18 protein-coding genes and 1 pseudogene are annotated in these 16,157 nt (G+C 57.8%); 12 read left to right on the top strand and 7 right to left on the bottom strand.

All coding sequences use genetic code 11. The features are described 5' to 3' along the window. The first annotated feature begins 77 nt into the window (after positions 1-77). The 3 genes from JMA46_RS02175 (at position 78) to JMA46_RS02165 (ending at position 1,697) form a co-directional block, all read left to right on the top strand. Positions 78-404: a rhodanese-like domain-containing protein gene (locus JMA46_RS02175; RefSeq protein WP_207343658.1), complete on the top strand. Its 327-nt coding sequence runs from the start codon at positions 78-80 to the stop codon at positions 402-404. A 31-nt stretch (positions 405-435) separates the two neighbouring features. Next, complete coding sequence (pheA, locus tag JMA46_RS02170) at positions 436-1,377, top strand: prephenate dehydratase (protein WP_207343657.1); 942 nt, start codon at positions 436-438, stop codon at positions 1,375-1,377. 146 nt (positions 1,378-1,523) lie between these two features. Beyond that, on the top strand, positions 1,524-1,697 hold the full coding sequence (locus JMA46_RS02165) for a hypothetical protein (protein WP_207343656.1): 174 nt from the start codon (positions 1,524-1,526) through the stop codon (positions 1,695-1,697). A gap of 27 nt (positions 1,698-1,724) precedes the next feature. Here JMA46_RS02165 and JMA46_RS02160 read toward each other — a convergent pair whose 3' ends face one another. Beyond that, the gene (locus JMA46_RS02160) at positions 1,725-2,792 is read right to left on the bottom strand and encodes a diacylglycerol kinase family protein (RefSeq protein WP_207343655.1); all 1,068 of its coding nucleotides are present in this window, start codon (positions 2,790-2,792) and stop codon (positions 1,725-1,727) included. A 51-nt stretch (positions 2,793-2,843) separates the two neighbouring features. On the opposite strand from JMA46_RS02160, the gene serS reads away from it, so the two are divergent. Continuing rightward, positions 2,844-4,121, top strand: a complete 1,278-nt coding sequence (gene serS, locus JMA46_RS02155; RefSeq protein WP_207343654.1) for a serine--tRNA ligase — start codon at positions 2,844-2,846, stop codon at positions 4,119-4,121. A gap of 87 nt (positions 4,122-4,208) precedes the next feature. Then, positions 4,209-5,054 (top strand): HAD family hydrolase, encoded by an 846-nt coding sequence (locus JMA46_RS02150; RefSeq protein ID WP_207343653.1) that lies wholly within the window; start codon positions 4,209-4,211, stop codon positions 5,052-5,054. A gap of 367 nt (positions 5,055-5,421) precedes the next feature. Here the strand turns inward: JMA46_RS02150 and JMA46_RS02145 are convergent, their stop codons facing one another. Both JMA46_RS02145 and JMA46_RS02140 read right to left on the bottom strand, forming a co-directional pair. Further along, on the bottom strand, positions 5,422-5,901 hold the full coding sequence (locus JMA46_RS02145; protein WP_207343652.1) for a DUF1772 domain-containing protein: 480 nt from the start codon (positions 5,899-5,901) through the stop codon (positions 5,422-5,424). A 31-nt stretch (positions 5,902-5,932) separates the two neighbouring features. Then, complete coding sequence (locus tag JMA46_RS02140; protein ID WP_247646977.1) at positions 5,933-6,403, bottom strand: helix-turn-helix domain-containing protein; 471 nt, start codon at positions 6,401-6,403, stop codon at positions 5,933-5,935. Positions 6,404-6,826: 423 nt separating this feature from the next. On the opposite strand from JMA46_RS02140, the pseudogene JMA46_RS17060 reads away from it, so the two are divergent. The 3 genes and pseudogenes from JMA46_RS17060 to JMA46_RS02130 all read left to right on the top strand — a co-directional run. Next, positions 6,827-7,111: pseudogene (locus JMA46_RS17060) on the top strand (transposase); the annotation flags it as partial. A gap of 79 nt (positions 7,112-7,190) precedes the next feature. Continuing rightward, positions 7,191-8,015, top strand: coding sequence for an IS3 family transposase (locus tag JMA46_RS02135; protein WP_348770024.1), 825 nt, complete (start codon positions 7,191-7,193; stop codon positions 8,013-8,015). Positions 8,016-8,218: 203 nt separating this feature from the next. After that, positions 8,219-8,524 carry a hypothetical protein gene (locus tag JMA46_RS02130; protein WP_207343651.1) on the top strand — a complete coding sequence of 102 codons (306 nt, stop codon included), beginning with the start codon at positions 8,219-8,221 and terminating at the stop codon, positions 8,522-8,524. A 783-nt stretch (positions 8,525-9,307) separates the two neighbouring features. On the opposite strand, the gene JMA46_RS02125 is transcribed toward JMA46_RS02130, so the two are convergent. Beyond that, positions 9,308-9,646 carry a hypothetical protein gene (locus tag JMA46_RS02125; protein ID WP_207343650.1) on the bottom strand — a complete coding sequence of 113 codons (339 nt, stop codon included), beginning with the start codon at positions 9,644-9,646 and terminating at the stop codon, positions 9,308-9,310. A 69-nt stretch (positions 9,647-9,715) separates the two neighbouring features. Continuing rightward, positions 9,716-9,916 (bottom strand): hypothetical protein, encoded by a 201-nt coding sequence (locus tag JMA46_RS02120; protein WP_207343649.1) that lies wholly within the window; start codon positions 9,914-9,916, stop codon positions 9,716-9,718. Positions 9,917-10,262: 346 nt separating this feature from the next. On the opposite strand from JMA46_RS02120, the gene JMA46_RS02115 reads away from it, so the two are divergent. From JMA46_RS02115 to JMA46_RS02105, 3 genes are all read left to right on the top strand, one after another. Continuing rightward, positions 10,263-10,535: a hypothetical protein gene (locus tag JMA46_RS02115; protein WP_207343648.1), complete on the top strand. Its 273-nt coding sequence runs from the start codon at positions 10,263-10,265 to the stop codon at positions 10,533-10,535. Positions 10,536-10,717: 182 nt separating this feature from the next. After that, positions 10,718-11,020, top strand: coding sequence for a DUF4193 family protein (locus JMA46_RS02110; RefSeq protein ID WP_207343647.1), 303 nt, complete (start codon positions 10,718-10,720; stop codon positions 11,018-11,020). Continuing rightward, positions 11,010-11,396 (top strand): hypothetical protein, encoded by a 387-nt coding sequence (locus tag JMA46_RS02105; RefSeq protein WP_348770023.1) that lies wholly within the window; start codon positions 11,010-11,012, stop codon positions 11,394-11,396. Before JMA46_RS02110 ends, JMA46_RS02105 begins: the two co-directional genes overlap by 11 nt. Before the next feature lie 349 nt (positions 11,397-11,745). Here JMA46_RS02105 and JMA46_RS02100 read toward each other — a convergent pair whose 3' ends face one another. After that, positions 11,746-12,126, bottom strand: coding sequence for a TraR/DksA C4-type zinc finger protein (locus JMA46_RS02100; RefSeq protein WP_207343646.1), 381 nt, complete (start codon positions 12,124-12,126; stop codon positions 11,746-11,748). An 806-nt stretch (positions 12,127-12,932) separates the two neighbouring features. Here JMA46_RS02100 and JMA46_RS02095 point away from each other — a divergent pair. Continuing rightward, positions 12,933-13,385 (top strand): SRPBCC family protein, encoded by a 453-nt coding sequence (locus tag JMA46_RS02095; protein ID WP_207343645.1) that lies wholly within the window; start codon positions 12,933-12,935, stop codon positions 13,383-13,385. Positions 13,386-15,370: 1,985 nt separating this feature from the next. On the opposite strand, the gene JMA46_RS02090 is transcribed toward JMA46_RS02095, so the two are convergent. Further along, positions 15,371-15,931 (bottom strand): nucleotide-binding protein, encoded by a 561-nt coding sequence (locus tag JMA46_RS02090; protein WP_207343644.1) that lies wholly within the window; start codon positions 15,929-15,931, stop codon positions 15,371-15,373. Between the last annotated feature and the right edge of the window lie 226 nt (positions 15,932-16,157).

Below are 16,157 nucleotides of genomic sequence, written 5' to 3'. Positions count from 1 at the left end.
CCTCGCTTCGCTCGCGCCGGGCCCCGCGAGGGATACGCTTGAACTCAATACGTCTTTTTGTTGCGAGGAGAAAACACATGTCAGAAGTCATGAATGCCACGGTTGCCGAGTTGTCCGGAACCGCTGTGATTTTGGATGTCCGCGAAGACTACGAGTGGGAGGCCGGGCATGTGGACGGGGCCATCCATATTCCGTTGGAGCAGCTCCCGGAACGCCTGGAGGAGCTGGACCCCGACACCGACTTGTACGTCATTTGCCGCACCGGTGGGCGCTCCTTCCGCGCCGCCACGTGGCTTACCCAAAACGGCTACAGCTCGTTCAACGTGGTTGGCGGCATGGGGGCATGGTTTGAAGCAGACAAGCCGATGATTTCCTCAAACGGTGAAACCCCGCGCGTTCTCTAGCCCTTCGCCCATTTCAACTGACAGGCCACCCATGACTTCTGTGCCCCTTGACTCCGCCCTGCCCCTGACTTTCCTCGGGCCGGAGGGGACGTTCACGGAGTCTGCCCTGTTGCAGGTCCCCGGTGCCGCCGGCGCTCAGCGGATTCCTTCAACTAGTGCGGCGGCTGCCCTCGCCAGAGTCCGCAACGGGGAAGCGTTTGCGGCCATGCTGCCGATCGAGAACTCCATTGAAGGTGGGGTTCCTGCAACGTTGGACGCCATTTCCAACGGTGTGGAACTGCGGATCCTCCATGAAGTTGTGGTGCCGGTGAGCTTCGTGCTGGTGGCCAAGGCGGGGGTAGGTCTTGCAGACATCACTGCCGTGGGCACGCATCCGCATGCATGGGCACAAACTCGCGACTGGTTCGGCGAACACCTGCCACTGGCCGCACATGTTCCGGCAAATTCGACGGCGGCTGCCGCCCACCAGCTGTTGACCGGCACCCCCACTTTCCAGGCTGCAGTGTGTGCGCCACTTGTGGCCCAGCAGACGGGGCTCAGCATCCTTGCCGCCGGCATTGAGGACAATATTGGTGCAGTCACCCGGTTTGTGCTGGTGGGCCAGCCCGGCTTACTGCCCGAGCCGACAGGGGCGGACAAGACCACGTTGGCGATTCCGTTGCCAGAGGACCATCCCGGCGCGTTGATGGCCATTCTGGAACAATTTGCCAGCCGTGGGGTGAACTTGAGCCGGATCGAGTCCCGGCCCACGGGCCAGTTCCTGGGCCACTACACGTTCAGTGTCGACGTGGATGGGCATATCCGTGACGCCCGGGTTGCTGATGCGCTGCGCGGACTGCATCGGGTGAGCCCGGGCATCCGCTTCTTGGGCTCTTACCCCCGCGCTGACCAGCAACCGCCCTTGATCCGCTCTTACAACTCGGACACCGCCTTCGCCGACGCCACAGCATGGGTTGACGGCCTGACCGGCTAAGTACCGGATCGTCCAATCCAGGAGTGCATTCTCATCTGGAGAATCCCTTTCGCTTGGGCACATGCGAGCCTATGCTTTGCATAACTCCACAAAACATTCGGTTGGAGAGATGAAAACTGCCCCAGCAAGGAAGAGGCGAGGCAACCATGGATGTGAACGCAGGCAAGAATGAACGCCAAGAGGGAACCATCGTGAACCCCGGAACGGGAGATGACAAGGACACCTCTGTGGGGGACGAGGGCGACGACGCCAATGACTTGCGCTTTGACGAAGAGGAACGCCTCATTCAGGAGCAGTCGAAACGCCCCGAAACGGACTAATCCTCTTCCGGCGCAGCCCTCTGGTTTCTACAGGAGGGCGTCTGGCGAGGCCACGCGCACCAGCACGGCCTTGTTCTCCACGCTTACCTTGACACACGTGGCAGGTCCCGTTGGGTCTCCGTCAATCTGTGTCTCCACCGGCATAACCGTGCGGATGATGAGTTTCTTGGAACGGTAAAAGTCAATGACCGGCAGATGGTTCTTGTGCTGAAAAACTACCTTTCCGGCCATTGCCATCCAGCCAAAGGCGCTGCGGGGGCTGATCACCACAACGTCCAGCACGCCGTCGTCAATCAAGGCGCCGGGCACAAAGTCAATGCCACCCGGTAGCAGACCGCAGTTGGCGAACAGCACTGATCGGACCTTGCGCTGCTGGGTCGGCTCGTCGTCGAGCGCTATGCTGACCTTTTTGCGCGGCCCGGCAAGATGACGCAGCCCCGCTTCGCTGTAGGCCAGCCACCCCACGTGTTCCTTGAGCTTGGACCTGGTGTCGTTCATGACGTCTGCGTCCATGCCGAGCCCGGCGATGACCATGAATGAATGTTTTGAAGTGGAACCGGTGACCCCGTCCTCAATTTCCATCAAACCTGCATCGATGTGGCGCTGATGTCCAAACAAGGCGGTCTGGACGCAGCCGGCAATGTCAGTGATGTCAAGCTTGAGGTTGCGGGCCAGCAGGTTTCCAGTGCCCAGGGGGATGATGGCAAGCGGCACTTCGGTGTGTCGCAGGACCTGGCCCACAGCGCGCACTGCGCCATCGCCTCCGCCAACAATGACGACGTCGGCCTTGGCCTCCAGCGCAGCGGCAGCCATGGAGTAGCCCGGGTCCTCAACGCTGGTTTCCATGAAGATGGGCGCGGGCCAATCCGCTTTGGAGACCGATCGCGTTATGAGGGTCTTGGCGGCCTCGGCCCCACTTTTCGTGGGGTTGTAAATAAACACCACCTGCTGTTTTGCCAGATGTATTTTGTGCGGGGAATCGGCCACGGCGCTGCGGGTGTGCTTCTGCGCGAGCTTGCGCACACCCAGCCAGCTGAAGGCAACGGCCAGCACAATAACGACCACAATGATGATGACGAGAATTTCAGTTGGCATGATTCTCCAACCTTAGCTCGTGAACTTGTTTTGATTGGATAGGCTTAGGTGGTGATCGATGTACGAGACCTCTGCGAAAATCCCGAAAACTACCGTGCCAGCCAGCGTGCCCGTGGTGCCGATGCGTCCCTGGTGGACTCCATCATCGCAGCCGACGCCGCCCGCAAGTCTGCGATCAGCTCCTTTGAAGCGCTGCGCGCCGAGCAAAAAGCCTTCGGCAAGAAGGTAGCTGCGGCCAAGGGCGAGGAAAAGCAGGCCCTGCTGGCAGAAGTGAAAGAACTGGCTGCCGCAGTCAAGGCAGCGTCAACGGCATCGGATGAGGCTGCCGGGATCCAGGACGCCTTGGTGCGGGCCCTGCCCAACCTGGTGTCTAAGGGTGTCCCGGTAGGCGGCGAGGAAGACTTCGTCGTGGTCAAGACCGTCGGCACGCCACGCGAATTCCCAGACTTCACCCCACGCGACCACCTGGAAATCGGTGAGCTCATCGGCGCCATCGACATGGAACGCGGCGCCAAGGTTTCCGGTTCACGTTTCTACTTCCTGAAGGGTGTTGGCGCACGACTGGAGATGGCACTGCTGCAAATGGCCATGGACCAGGCCATAGAGGCTGGCTTCATCCCCATGATCACGCCCACCCTGGTGCGTCCGGAGACCATGGCCGGCACCGGCTTTGACGTGGCGCATGACGCCGAAATTTACCGCCTTGCAGAGGACGACCTCTACCTGGTGGGCACCTCCGAGGTGGCCTTGGCCGGCTACCATGCGGATGAGATCATCAACGTGGGGGAGCCGGTACGCTACGCGGGCTGGTCCTCCTGCTACCGCCGCGAGGCCGGCGCCTCGGGCAAGGATACACGCGGGATCATCCGCGTCCACCAGTTCAACAAGGTGGAAATGTTTGTGTACACCACGGTGGAAAAGGCAGCCGAGGAGCACGCCCGCCTGCTCGCCTGGGAAGAGGAAATGCTGGCGAAGGTGGAACTTCCATACCGAGTCATCGACACGGCGGCTGGCGATCTGGGCATGTCAGCGGCCCGCAAGTTCGACTGCGAGGCGTGGGTTCCCACCCAAGACGCCTATCGCGAGCTGACCTCCACTTCCAACTGCACCACGTTCCAAGCCCGCCGCCTGAACATCCGTGAGCGTCAGCAGGCGGACGACGGCGGCAAAGGCACCACACGCGCCGTGGCAACGCTGAATGGGACGCTCGCCACGACTCGCTGGATCGTTGCCATTCTGGAGCAACACCAGAATGCGGACGGTTCCGTGACGGTCCCGGCAGCCCTGCGCAAGTACCTCGGCGGCATGGAAGTATTCCCGGTTCTGTAGCTTCCAAACACAGATGTTTATCCTGCGTTCACTGTATTAACAGCCAACACTTGGGCCTTTGTTGGGCACATCTGTTTGACTAGAGGTATGACAATTACAGTAAATAGTGCAATCCCCGGCATCGATGACCGGGTTAATGAAACAACCAAATACCTTGTTGCCCTCGATGTTGACGGGACACTGGTGGACCACGACGGCATCATGAGCGACGCCGTGCGTGTTGCAGCCCGCGCGGTTGTTGACGCCGGCCACGAGGTCATCATTGCCACGGGCCGCTCGTTGGGTGCGCTGGTTCCCATTGTGGAAGCCATTGGACTGCGCCAAGGCTATGGCGTGTGCTCCAACGGTGGCGTGACGATCCGCCTGGACCCGTCACTGGCCAACGGATGGGAGATTATTGACCGAGTCACGTTTGACCCGGCGCCGGCTCTGACAGCCCTGCAGGAGCGAGTTCCCGGCGCCCGGTTTGCTTTGGAGGACGCGGAGGGGAACTTCCTGTCCACTTCCCGCTTCCAAGACGACAGTTTTGGCATTGAGGCTCGTGGCGTCGACTTCCACCACCTGCTCAGCGCTAAGGCGGTGCGCGTTGTGGTCAACAGCACCGAGGCCAGCACGCAGGAATTCGCGGCCGCCATCGCCGAAGTCGGGCTCAGCGGCGTCACGTACGCCATTGGCTGGAGTGCCTGGCTGGACATTGCCGCAGCCGGGGTGACCAAGGCTTCCGCTTTGGAATCACTGCGTGTGGCGTTGGGCATCGACCTGTCGCTGACGGTGGCCGTTGGCGATGGCAGCAACGACATTGAAATGCTGCGCTGGGCCAACCGTGGCGTGGCCATGGGGCAGGCCGAAGACCATGTGAAGGCCGCCGCCGATGAGGTGACAGCCTCCGTGTACGACGACGGCGTTGCCACAGTGCTGCGCAGTTTGGTGTAGCTGAGGCGGGTTTGTCTTGGCTGGCCTTGGCCGGTCAACTGGCGAAGGGTGCCCGAGCCTGAAGCGGTGCGTGAGCGACGGTAAATCCGGAACCCAAGGCACGGCGTTCGCGAAGCGTCCGCTTGTCTAGGTAGGTACGGCGTTGAAATTTTGAGCATCACATCTGGCTTAGCTGATGAAATGGCAGATCGTTCAGCGGCTACAAGAGCTAATGGGCGGTCGGAGGAATCAGCCAAGGCAACAGCATCGGTCTTGAACTCGCCGGAATGAGTGGGTTGAAAAGATACGGAAACAATTCTTTCAGGAACGTCCCCCATCAGTAATACAACTCAGGAAGTTGTCACCGTAGTGCGGATCACCCGGGGCATCAGCTCAGCTCTGTCGCGCTGGCGAGAGCCGCAACCACAGTCGCGATTAGGGCCAGGCAGGTGGCTCCGGTTCGTAGAGCGAAGAATCGCTCCCAGCGGGTACGTACAGCGCGCCAGTTTTCCGGTGGTTCCTCAGCTGACCAGTTGGCCATGGTTTGGTTGATAGGCAGATCGCCCCGCACAACGGCAAGAAGGGCTATGACGAGGGCGCTGAGGGACAGTGCGCTAGCGCCGATGACCATCATCGAACTGCTCACCAAGGCGGTGACGAGGGTGGCCAAGGCGGCTGCAAGACACAACAGCATCACTGGCTTGGCGATTCTTGGCGCAGTGATGTCGAAGGACTGCTTTATCTGGATGTAGACGGTGGCGTCGACCGCCCGAAGCGCCGGATTAAAGGCGACTTGGCCGAAGAGTTGGATGCCTAGTAGGACAGCGATCAAGACCAGCGCATTGAGGGAAAGCACGAAGATCACCATGACACAGCCCCTCCTTAGAAGCAGTTAGTTTCTATCTAATCCAGAGGATGGACCACATGAACACACCTGTTAAGGGTGCCCCTGGGAGGTTTTCCGCGAATCGTGGGTGGTTGGTGAGGCGGCTTTTACCGGCCGAAGTTGGTCGAGCTTGAGTTTGTGTTCGAAGTCTAGCTGGCTCAGGTAGTTCAGGGCGCAGAGGAGCCGTTTCTGTTTGTAGAAATCCACAATCCAGCATCCTGTAGCTCTCGTGGCTTCCTGGAAGATGGGCCAGGTGCTGCGGTTGGAGAACTCCGTCTCGAGTATGGATCAGAACGGGGCCTTGGGGTCTGGTGTGTAGTGGAACGGTGATTGGCGCTAAGGAATCTGTTTGGTGGGATGGTTCAGGTAGTGCTGATGGGAAGTGACGGTAGATGGATGCTCGGGAGATGCCAAGTGCTTTGGCGATCTGGGTGTCGCTTTCTCCTTTGGCTCGTCTGGTATGGGCGGCTGCGAGGCCGGCCATGGTCCGTCGACGAATCATGTAGCGCTCGAGTTCGGCCAACGCGGCCCGCAATGTTTGAAGCGTGCTGTAAATGGGTAGGAGACGAGGGGTGGTACACAGCGGATAGGGTGAAGCTGCAGCAAACCACCGCGCTCCGGAACATATTGCGACAACCAAGGACGTTCATTGAGCTTCAACTATTTGCAATCATCAACCCCTCAACGGTCACTTCAATATTGGCTTGAGTCGGATGTGGCCAAGTTCTCCCCCCGAGACACTCCTTCAGCCCTCCGTGACATGGCCTGGAGTTTTGGACAGTGGCGCGGTTTCGCTGCAGCGTGCGCCGGCGTGGGCGTCGTTGGACTTGGCATCTGGACTGCTGTGGATATTTAGGACAGTGGGCCCTCTTAAAATGGGGGTTCTACTGAAAGAGAGACCAGCAGCATGTCTGCATCAAGATCGCGTCGTTCCTATACCCAGGACTTCAAGGATGAGCTTTGCCGTGAAGTCATCAGTACCTCCAAGCCCGTGGTGGATGTTGCCAAGTCCTATGGGGTCGGCGCCGAGACCCTGCGCCGGTGGCTGATCAAATACCGTGAAACCCATGCCGATCCTGACACCGCGGCCACCGGTGCCGAGCTGGCCAGGTTGAAGGAGCTTGAGCGGGAAAATCAGGAGTTGCGGGCAGAGAATCTTTTCTTGAAAAAAGCCAGCGCTTACTTCGCGAGGGAGCAGCGATAGTGAGCAAGTATGAATACATTGAATCCCAACGAAACGACCCCGCTGAGACGAACTCCTTGGTGAAGATGTGCGCCTGGCTGGCCGTCTCCACCTCCGGCTTCTACCACTGGCTCAAACGCCCACAATCGGCCACAGCAGCCCGCAGGGACGCGCTTGCAGCCCGTATCAGGGCTTCTTCAAGGATTCCGACGGCACGTACGGTTACCAGCGCATTCACGCCGACCTGGCAGCTGCCGGCATCGAGTGTTCCCCCGAGCTGGTCCGCAAAATCATGCGCGATCAAAAGCTGGTCCCGTGTCAGCCGCGGCCCTTCAGAAAGACCACAGAAGCCGATGCCGAAGCCGCTTCGTTGATCCCGGATCTGGTCAAGCGCGACTTCACCGCGACCGCTCCCGGACTCAAATTTATTGGCGATATTACCTACATCCACACGTGGCAGGGATTCGTATATCTGGCCACCGTCATTGACTGCTATTCCAAACGTGTCGTCGGCTGGGCCATCGCCGATCACATGCGCGCCGAGCTCGTCGAGACCGCGTTGCGCAACGCGGCAGCAACCACCCTGATCACCCCCGGCGCGACCTGGCACTCAGATCGCGGCAGCGTCTATACCTCCGCCTCATTCCGGACCCTTGTCAAGGACTTGAACATGCTTTCTTCCATGGGCCGGACCGGGGTTTGCTGGGACAACGCCGCCGCGGAATCCTTCTTTTCAGCCCTGAAAAACGAGCGTGTCTACCGCACCGTGTATGCCACGAAAGAGCAGGCCCGCAAGGACGTTATCCGCTACATTGAAGGGTTCTACAACAGCCGGCGACGCCATTCGGCCCTCGATTACCAATACCCCAACGATGTCCACTACAGTTACCAACAGCCGCACCAGGCAGCGTAAGAGAAAACACTAACTCCGCTGTCCGAAATTCACGCAGCAGCCCAATCGCCTTGTTGCTCGCAGTGTGGCAGCCCCAGATCATCTGGCTATGGGCGCTCCTGATCGTTGTTGCCATTTTGCTCATGGTGCTGTGCCCACTGGTTTCAAAGCTCAAAATTTCAAAGGTTGCCAGCGGAAAATCGCCCATGCTCTCGCGTGCTGCAGTGACCATTTCTGCCGGCGTAGGTGCGGCAATTTTTCTTTCAGCAATTTTCATCGCTCTTGCCAGCTTTGCGCTGGATCCCTGGTTTCATATGGGCGCCAAAGGAATTGCCAGCGCCGCAGCCGTTTATGTGTTGGTTCTTATCCTCATGACCAGCGTCTTTGTGCTTCCTGGATATTTTTCCCACTATGCACGCCGAGATTTCCGCCACCACATTGACCGGCCTCCATCCCTGCGGGCACAACTCGAATACATGTCACAGAGCTGGGTTGATCCGGTGGGGAATCGAAGTTTTGGCCCGTTGTAGCGCACTGAACTGATGCCCGTGCCGTGAAGAGCTTCATTATGACGAAGAAAAGGGTCGCCTACGGACGAAATCTTAAGGTAAGGGTGTGTGTATCCGGTAGACCCTGACCTGCGGCTTGTTGATTGGATCTAGTCAAAGTCTGTCCGCATGGGGAACGCTTTGCGGGACAGTGCAAGTTCTTGTGCCACCTATGGGGTGTCGACGTGCGAAAAGCTGTGCTCAAACTGGAGATAGTCGCGTTGTAGGCTTTGCGGAACCATGTTTTACGTTAACCGAGGTAGTTGGGGGAGCAATTGCATACTTCAGAATTTGATCTAGAGCTACTCTCTCGAGGTTGGAGAGACTGGATCCGCTTCGCAGAGGTTATGCAACTATTTCGTGAAGCAGGCTCGGCGGCGCCCCGAGAAGACTCAATTCTGTGGGTGCTCAGATTTTGCAGCGAAGGCGTTCTAGAAGTAGGCAACTACGATATTCAGGGGCTCAACAAGTGGCCGGAACGCGGTCGCGAATTGGAGAGCAGGATGCGTGAATGGCTTGTCCCTGACCCGCGTGATCCGTTGGGCGAAGTCGTGAATCTCATGTTCGATCTCACGGCCATCGGGAGACGATTGATTCCAGGAAAACTGCAATTCTGACACCTGGTCCGTCCAGCAGGACTATTTGCGGTATCGCGAGAATTCCCGCAGGGGAAGCATAACCGGGACAGAGCTGCGCCCCCAGGACGACCCACCCGCCGCAGCATCCTGTTGGGCCGGCAGTTTCTGCGATGTAGTGACAGACATATCACGCCGTTCGTCGAGCGGACACGCCGCCTTCAACGAGAACGAGCATGCGCTGGTTTGTGTCTGCCGTTTCGATAGCCTCTTTGATGTGAGCGGCGAACAACCTCCAGCGACCGTCGTCCTCAGTATCAACCTTGGGATCCCACAACGGTACGTGTTCGAATGCCAGGACGTGATCAACGATTTGGGCCGGAGTATCCATAAACACGAACTGCTCACTGCTGTCGCAGGGGGAGATGAGCAGCCGGGAGACATCTAGACGATCCTCACCAGATACAACCGCATAGTCGTCCAGAACCTGTGCCAATCTGCCAAGTAGAAGCACCAAACTATTAGTCAACGAAATGTCGCCTTCCGCACTTGGGGATAACCCAACTCTATGACTTTTGGCGGAACGGTCTGCGGGACACTACCCGCGAAGCTCTCCCCAACCAAACCCACTCTCCGCAACGAAATCCTGCAATTCTCTACGCAAACGGGCTATGAATCCGTTGGTATCTTCGGGCGGATAGAGCCAGAACCCAATTTGCTCGTCGTACACGAAGACTCGCAGAAGCAAGTCCTCGCTGATGATCGTTGACGGCGTGGCCGGTTCGCCCTTGGTCGTCACCACATCCATACTGGGCCCAGTACTCCTATAGCTGCTATGAGGGGCGATGCTGTGAAAAACTCCGCTTACTTCAAGGGATTTTTCGGGTCTGTCATTGCGTCAGGTTGAGTTCTTAGATTCGTGGGCTACGGTGTCCAGAAAACGAGATATGGAGTCTAACCTGACGGATTTTGGCACCATATTGGACCTCTGGTTGGGGTGAACCCCAACCAGACGCGTGATTGCCCCTGGCGACACGTTCAGGAGTACTGGGCCAAAAGTGTCTGGACGACGGTAGGGGAGTGGTGGAAATGAAAGACCCGAAAGCCAAAGCTGAAATTCAGCTTCTCACCCAGGAGGTCATGGGATGGTAAAGCCCCGCCCTCGCCCAACACAAGCAACCGAGCAGGAAATTGAAGCATTCGGCAACATGGCAGAACAACCACGCGAGACGGCGGCAACACCACCTGCCCGAGTCGTCCGCAAGCACAAAGAACCTAAAGTTACCGGATACAACTTCCGAATGACGGCTAGCCAGCAGCAACTCCTTAGCCAAGCAGCCGAAGTCGAAGACATCAGCCAGCAGAAGCTCTTGGAAAGTATCATCTGGCCGGCACTCACCGAACGCTACGGCGAGTAAGACACGCATGAACGCAAAACTCGAATAAGAGTCTGATTGAGCAAGCGCGTCTCCTTTTGATGCCGGGTTCGGTGGCGCGTATCTTGGTGGTGGGTTGACAGCCCGCTGGTGGCTAGGGAATGCGGCCAACATCATGTATCGTTCCCTCGACTAATAGTGTGTGAGAAATGAGATGGGCTGCTGTGGCTACTGATTACGATGAATTACGATCTGACGTTAAGGAATCTCAGGAGCGTTCCCTTGCAGTCCTCCACTCTGCTAAAGCTCCGGATGCCCATAGTGCTGTTCGGGAACTTGATGAAACCGATGACCTCGAGGAAGGCCAAGGCCCTGGAGGGGAGTTCATTGATGAAGAACTTATCGTTGAGGTTGTTCCATTAGCTGGTGACGAGTTCACGTGTTCATCTTGTTTCTTGGTCCACCACCGCTCACAGCTGGCTCGCCGAAAAGACGGTGCAAGTTACTGTGCCGATTGTGAAGGCTGAGCAGCCACGAACACCGGTGATGGGCGGGCTGATCGATGCATCGATCTGGCACCGGATTGATGTGGAGTTCTCATTGCCGTCCTTGGTGCAGGTCACGCGTAGGTATGAAGGTAGGGCAGCGGACTGGGAATTGGTGCTGCGGAAACTGGTGCGTGTTTTCATCGAGGGGGAGACCTATTGTCCTGGGTTTCAATTCGTGCCTGGTGGCTCGCTGCATCCGGTAGTTGTTGGTTTGTTTGGCCATGCCATGACACTGAGGGTCCCTCACAATTATTTCACTGCTTGGATGCTCACTCCATCGACGGATCTTGCGGGCTCGCGTCCAGTGGACCTGCTCCACGAAGCGGGTCATCTCTATGCTGCTCTGAAGGTCTGATTATGGCAGTTTGATTGGGGCTGGGGTGCTTGTGTGTGGTTTTTGTTTAAGAGTGGTGGTGTTCTTTCGCCGCTGGAGGGCGGTATCGCCGCCGGTGGGTGGGGCCAGTTTCGAGAAGGGGCGTTGCTAGCGTCATCTCTGGCTCAAATAGTCCCAGGTGGGGTTGGGCGAGCATAGAAAAGTCTTGTCGATAGGTACAGGCTGCAAACTTATCGTTTCCTGATGTTATGGCAGAGCTGTCGGGGACAAAGACGACCTGAACGTAAGTGATGGCTCGGGGTGCAAGGGGTCAGGATGGATCGTTCATGTCTGGGCGTTGGGCTGCCCGATCGTGTACTTTGAGTTGGTTTCACTCTCTGCGTGTTCGGGCGGTGGTGGGTGTTGAGTTTGTGCAGGGCACGCAGCGTTCTCTAAAGGGGCGTACTTCGAGTTGGCCGATGGGGATGGGCTCGAGGCAGGAGATGCAGATGCCGTAGGTGCCTGCCTCGAGGCGCTGCATTGCGTCTTTGGCCTGACTGGCATCTGCGCGTGCGGCTTCAAGGAGGCCTGCCTGCATGGACCACAGGGAAGAAAGGGTTTCACCTTCGGGATCGTGTTCATCATCGTCGGACTGGTTGCGGCGGGTATGAACCACAGCGATGAGGTCAGCTTCGAGTTTGTCCACGCGGGCTTGTACTCGCTCTAGGTGATCGTTCAGAAGTGCTCGCTGTTGTTGCTCGTCTTGGGTCATGGATTTATCTCCTTGATGATCTTTTGAATCTTGCGCAGAGGCTCCCGCACGGTATGGCCGGTCGGCTGGCCGGCCGGGAGTAGACGTAGCGACGGGGTTCGTCTGGAAAATTTTGCTGAAGAACCACCCCGGGAGAATCTGCCACCACATCTCCCATCTTAGGAACTTGGCCCTGCGCCTGTGCTGTTCGTACCGGATTCCCAACACGAACAGCACAGCACTCAGCGGTGGGGGTTCACGCGAGAGCTGGGCCGCTGCCAGAGGGGGCCTGTGAAAAAGTGGAATATCCGGCGTTAGCGCGAATATGCCACCAGAAGTTAGCCGTGGGCCGCGGTGATCGGGTCCGCTCATAGGTAAGAAGCGCTGCCCTCCGGGGGGATGCCTCAGGGTCGTGTATCGCGAAGGTAGGCATGCGTTGCGTTGGTGCGTCCACGGCAACCGTTACATGGTGGGCCCTTGTATTTGCTGACCTGGGTGAGATCTCAGCCAATGTTTTGCGAACGATCGTACCGGACGCCGCGTAGGCTTAGCGTCGGATATTTCACTTTTCACACGCCACCCTAACCTGACCCGACGGAGGGAACTTCCACCGACAAGTGCGTCGGAAGGTGACACGACCGGTAAGTATCGGGTCGGACTTTTCAGCAAGGTAGCGAGGGCACCGGGGCACCCGGGGAATCATCACCGTCAAGATGCTCGCTTAGGGCACCCGGGGCATTGACAAGCCGTCGGCCTGGGAAGATAATGACGCCATACCTGGCCACCGGCCGAGCCGAGCCAGCGGCAGGCGCTCCCAAGGAGTTCCCATGCCTGTGATCGAAGAGAACGTATTCATCGCCCGGCCGCAGCAGGAGGTCTTCGACTTTATTACTGCCACCAAAAACACCCCCGTGTGGGACTCCTCCGTCGCTCAAGCGGCCCAGATCGGGAGCGAGCCGATGGGTATGGGGGTTCGTTCCAGCGGTACCAGCAAAATCATGGGCCGCTCCTTTGACTGGACTACCGAAGTGACCGAATTTGAAGCGCCCCGTCGGGTCGTCAACCGGTCCGTTGAAGGTAAACTTTCCTTCACGATCACGAACTCCTTTGAGGCGGTGGAGGGTGGGACCCGGTTCACCTACCGCATCGACGCGGCGTCGGGCTTAGGTGGCGTCTTCGGTCGACTGGCAGACCCCTTTGTGCAGCGGGCCCAGGCACGGAGTGTCCGGGCAAATCTGGAATCGCTGGCGGAACTACTGACGGAACATCACGGGGCGTAGCCGCGCTTCACCCGCGCAGCCGGGGATTCCGCAGTGATGCTGCGATGCTGGCATGCGGTGCTGCAGCAGTGACGGCGCACTGCCAGGGGTAGGAGGAAGAACACTGCTGAAATTCATGCTAAGTAGTTCCTCTGCGACCGAACCCACCCTGATGGGGGCGGAACTAGCCCCGCAAGTGAACGCTTTGCGGGAGGGGTGGTAACGGGGCAGGTAACTCTGGTGTTGGTTGAAGCCGTCCGGGAGACCAGAGGCTTTAGTAGAACGCGGCCGAAGAGAACGGGTTGATGCGAAGTGCTGCGTGATGAGGCTGGCCTCAAGTATGACCTGGCCGTGCGAGGTGAAGGGGTGGCTGCCTGTTTTGACGGCGTGGCCTTTGGGGAGGCTGCGCAGGAAGCGGTTGAGTGCCGATCAAGGCCCGGGAATCTTGCCTAGCGCGGTGGTGGTCAAGGTCTCCGGGAAGACGTCCAGGGCACGCAAGTCGTGCGGGAGAACCGGTGCGGTGAAAACCCCTGCATAAGGGCCGGAGCCGCTAGTAGCTCAGGAACGAGGGAGGGGTCGGGGTCAACCGGTAAGGTAGGGGTCTTTGATGACGTGCTGCCCAGCGGCTGGGAGCTACCAGGTAGGTCTCGTGCCAAGGGTAGAGGCGTCTTAACTTAGACCGCCCCATGTTGACTTGACGAGATTTCAGAGAGTGGCTATATTTTTTCTCGTAAGAAAATAGTGAACGGAAGTTCCCCCGCCCACAGTGGTTGTAGTTGTTTTTTGTAGAGGGGGAAGTACCGTTGCAGTAATATCTGGTCGTCGACAGCTTGAGAGGGCCAGAGCTACACCAGCAGTACCAGTAATTCCTAGCCGTTGACAGCTTGAGACGGCTAGAGCAGCACCAGCAGTAGCAGTACCAGTAGTACCGGACCGTCAAGCAGGAGGAGGCGGACACAGCAATACCAGTAACACCTGGTTCTCGGACAGCTTGAGAGGGCCAGAGCAATACCAGCAGTAGCAGCACCAGTAGTACCGGACCGTCAAGCAGGAGGAGGCGGACACAGCAACACCTGGTCCTCGGACAGCTTGAGAGGACCAGAGCAACACCAGCAGTAGCAGTAGTACCGGACCGTCAAGTAGGAGGAGACGGACACAGCAATACCAGTAACACGGGGCGGGCAAGTTGAGAGCATATTGATGCACTCCTTGTCCGCCCCCCGAGCTTTCGGGTCTGCTGGCCGGCGCAAAACTGGGATCCGCGGACAGCCACAGGCTGCTACTCATCTAATGTCACATAACCGTCTCACAACATCGGGGTTTGCTCGGTCTGTTGTGAGACGGGTTGTGGACGGTTTTTGATCGGCGCGCCGCCGGGCACTTGACTCGTCTCAGAATCGACCGATAATGGACAGTCTTTTGTGTGTCGTTTAGCGGCGTCTGCGGATCACGCAGCAACCCGTCCCTCTGTTAGGGGGCAGCGCTTATCCGAGATCACTGGACTATTGAAAACGGTCTCCCTGCACAACATCGCGATCACGATCCTGCGACTCCAAGCAGAAACTAACCGAGCCAAGCCACCCGAGCAGCCCAAAACCACCCAGCTCTCACTCACGCCGAAACGATGTTTCCGCCCCAGAATTCTCACGCGGCAGCCCCAGGACTCTGGATATGGTGAGATTTTACATGTGGGGTAAATTGCGGTTTGAGACCAAATTGGCAGCGCGATTCCGCGTAAATCCGCGGATCGTTGCTCACAACGACGACTTTCAACCAACATTTATTTTCTCACAAAGAGGCTTTGATTCCGCGCACTCTTGATGACAAATTCCCCGAAAAATCAACGAACCAGCAAACCACGCCCCCTCCCATATCCAGAGCCCTGAGCCCTGACTACACTCTGGATTCGGAAGAGCCAGGAAACCCCGACTCATGGTGTTGACTCGGGGGTTTCGTTTCCTGGCTAGTGCTTCAGCTCGGGTAGGTTCCATCGATGGGCTGGACTGCTACCGCTTCAAAGCCCTCCACTCGACAGGAATCCCTGCTTCGTCGATCTCTGTGGCAAGTGCTGATTTCCATGCACCAGCGGCGTCAAGTGGCGTATACACCAACCCTGTAACGTCGCCCGGTTCTTCGACGCCAGGCTCCATTAGAACGGCAACGTTGGAACGACCCAGGGCAGCTATGAAGAATCCCAACTCAAATACAACGTTCTGTCGCCCGCGAGGTTTGTATTTCTCTTCTCTGTTTGCTTTGCCTGTGTCGTCGGCGGTCAGGAGTACAACGGCGAATCCAGTCACTTCAGCGCTTGCTTCCAGCTTCTCGATAAGGACTGCACCCTTATTAGGCTGTTCGTGAAGGATCACGGGTTCGTGGCCTGTAAGGTCTTTCAGGAAACGCGCGAGCTGAAATTTCTTTGCATCATCGTGGCCATGAACAATGAAAATCCGACCAGTCGAGCCGGTACCTTTGTCGCTTACCTCGATGATTTCCTCGACGACGTTGAAGAGTTTTGACTTCTTAGTTTCCTCAGCGAGTTCCAGCTCTCGCTTCGCTGCCTTCAGCAATGAGACGGCTTGCTGTAAGCCCGTTTCTTCATACAGAATGAAATCAGTATTTTCCGAGATAACAGTCGGAGTGTAGTTGACTCTCCGGAAGCGCTTGTACGGAATTTTTCAAGTCGGGCGGTACCAGCGGGAGTTAGGCTGCTTGTTTTTCGGGTGTTTCCTTGGGTTGGTTTATCCAGGCAGGGCCGGGTAGGTCAAGAATTTTGGGGTCGGCGTTTTTGTTGAA

It is taken from the genome of Arthrobacter sp. E3, assembly GCF_017353415.1.
Taxonomy (GTDB): domain Bacteria; phylum Actinomycetota; class Actinomycetes; order Actinomycetales; family Micrococcaceae; genus Specibacter.
Note: the sequence above shows the minus strand (reverse complement) of the source record. Positions and strands in the feature narration are given on the sequence as shown.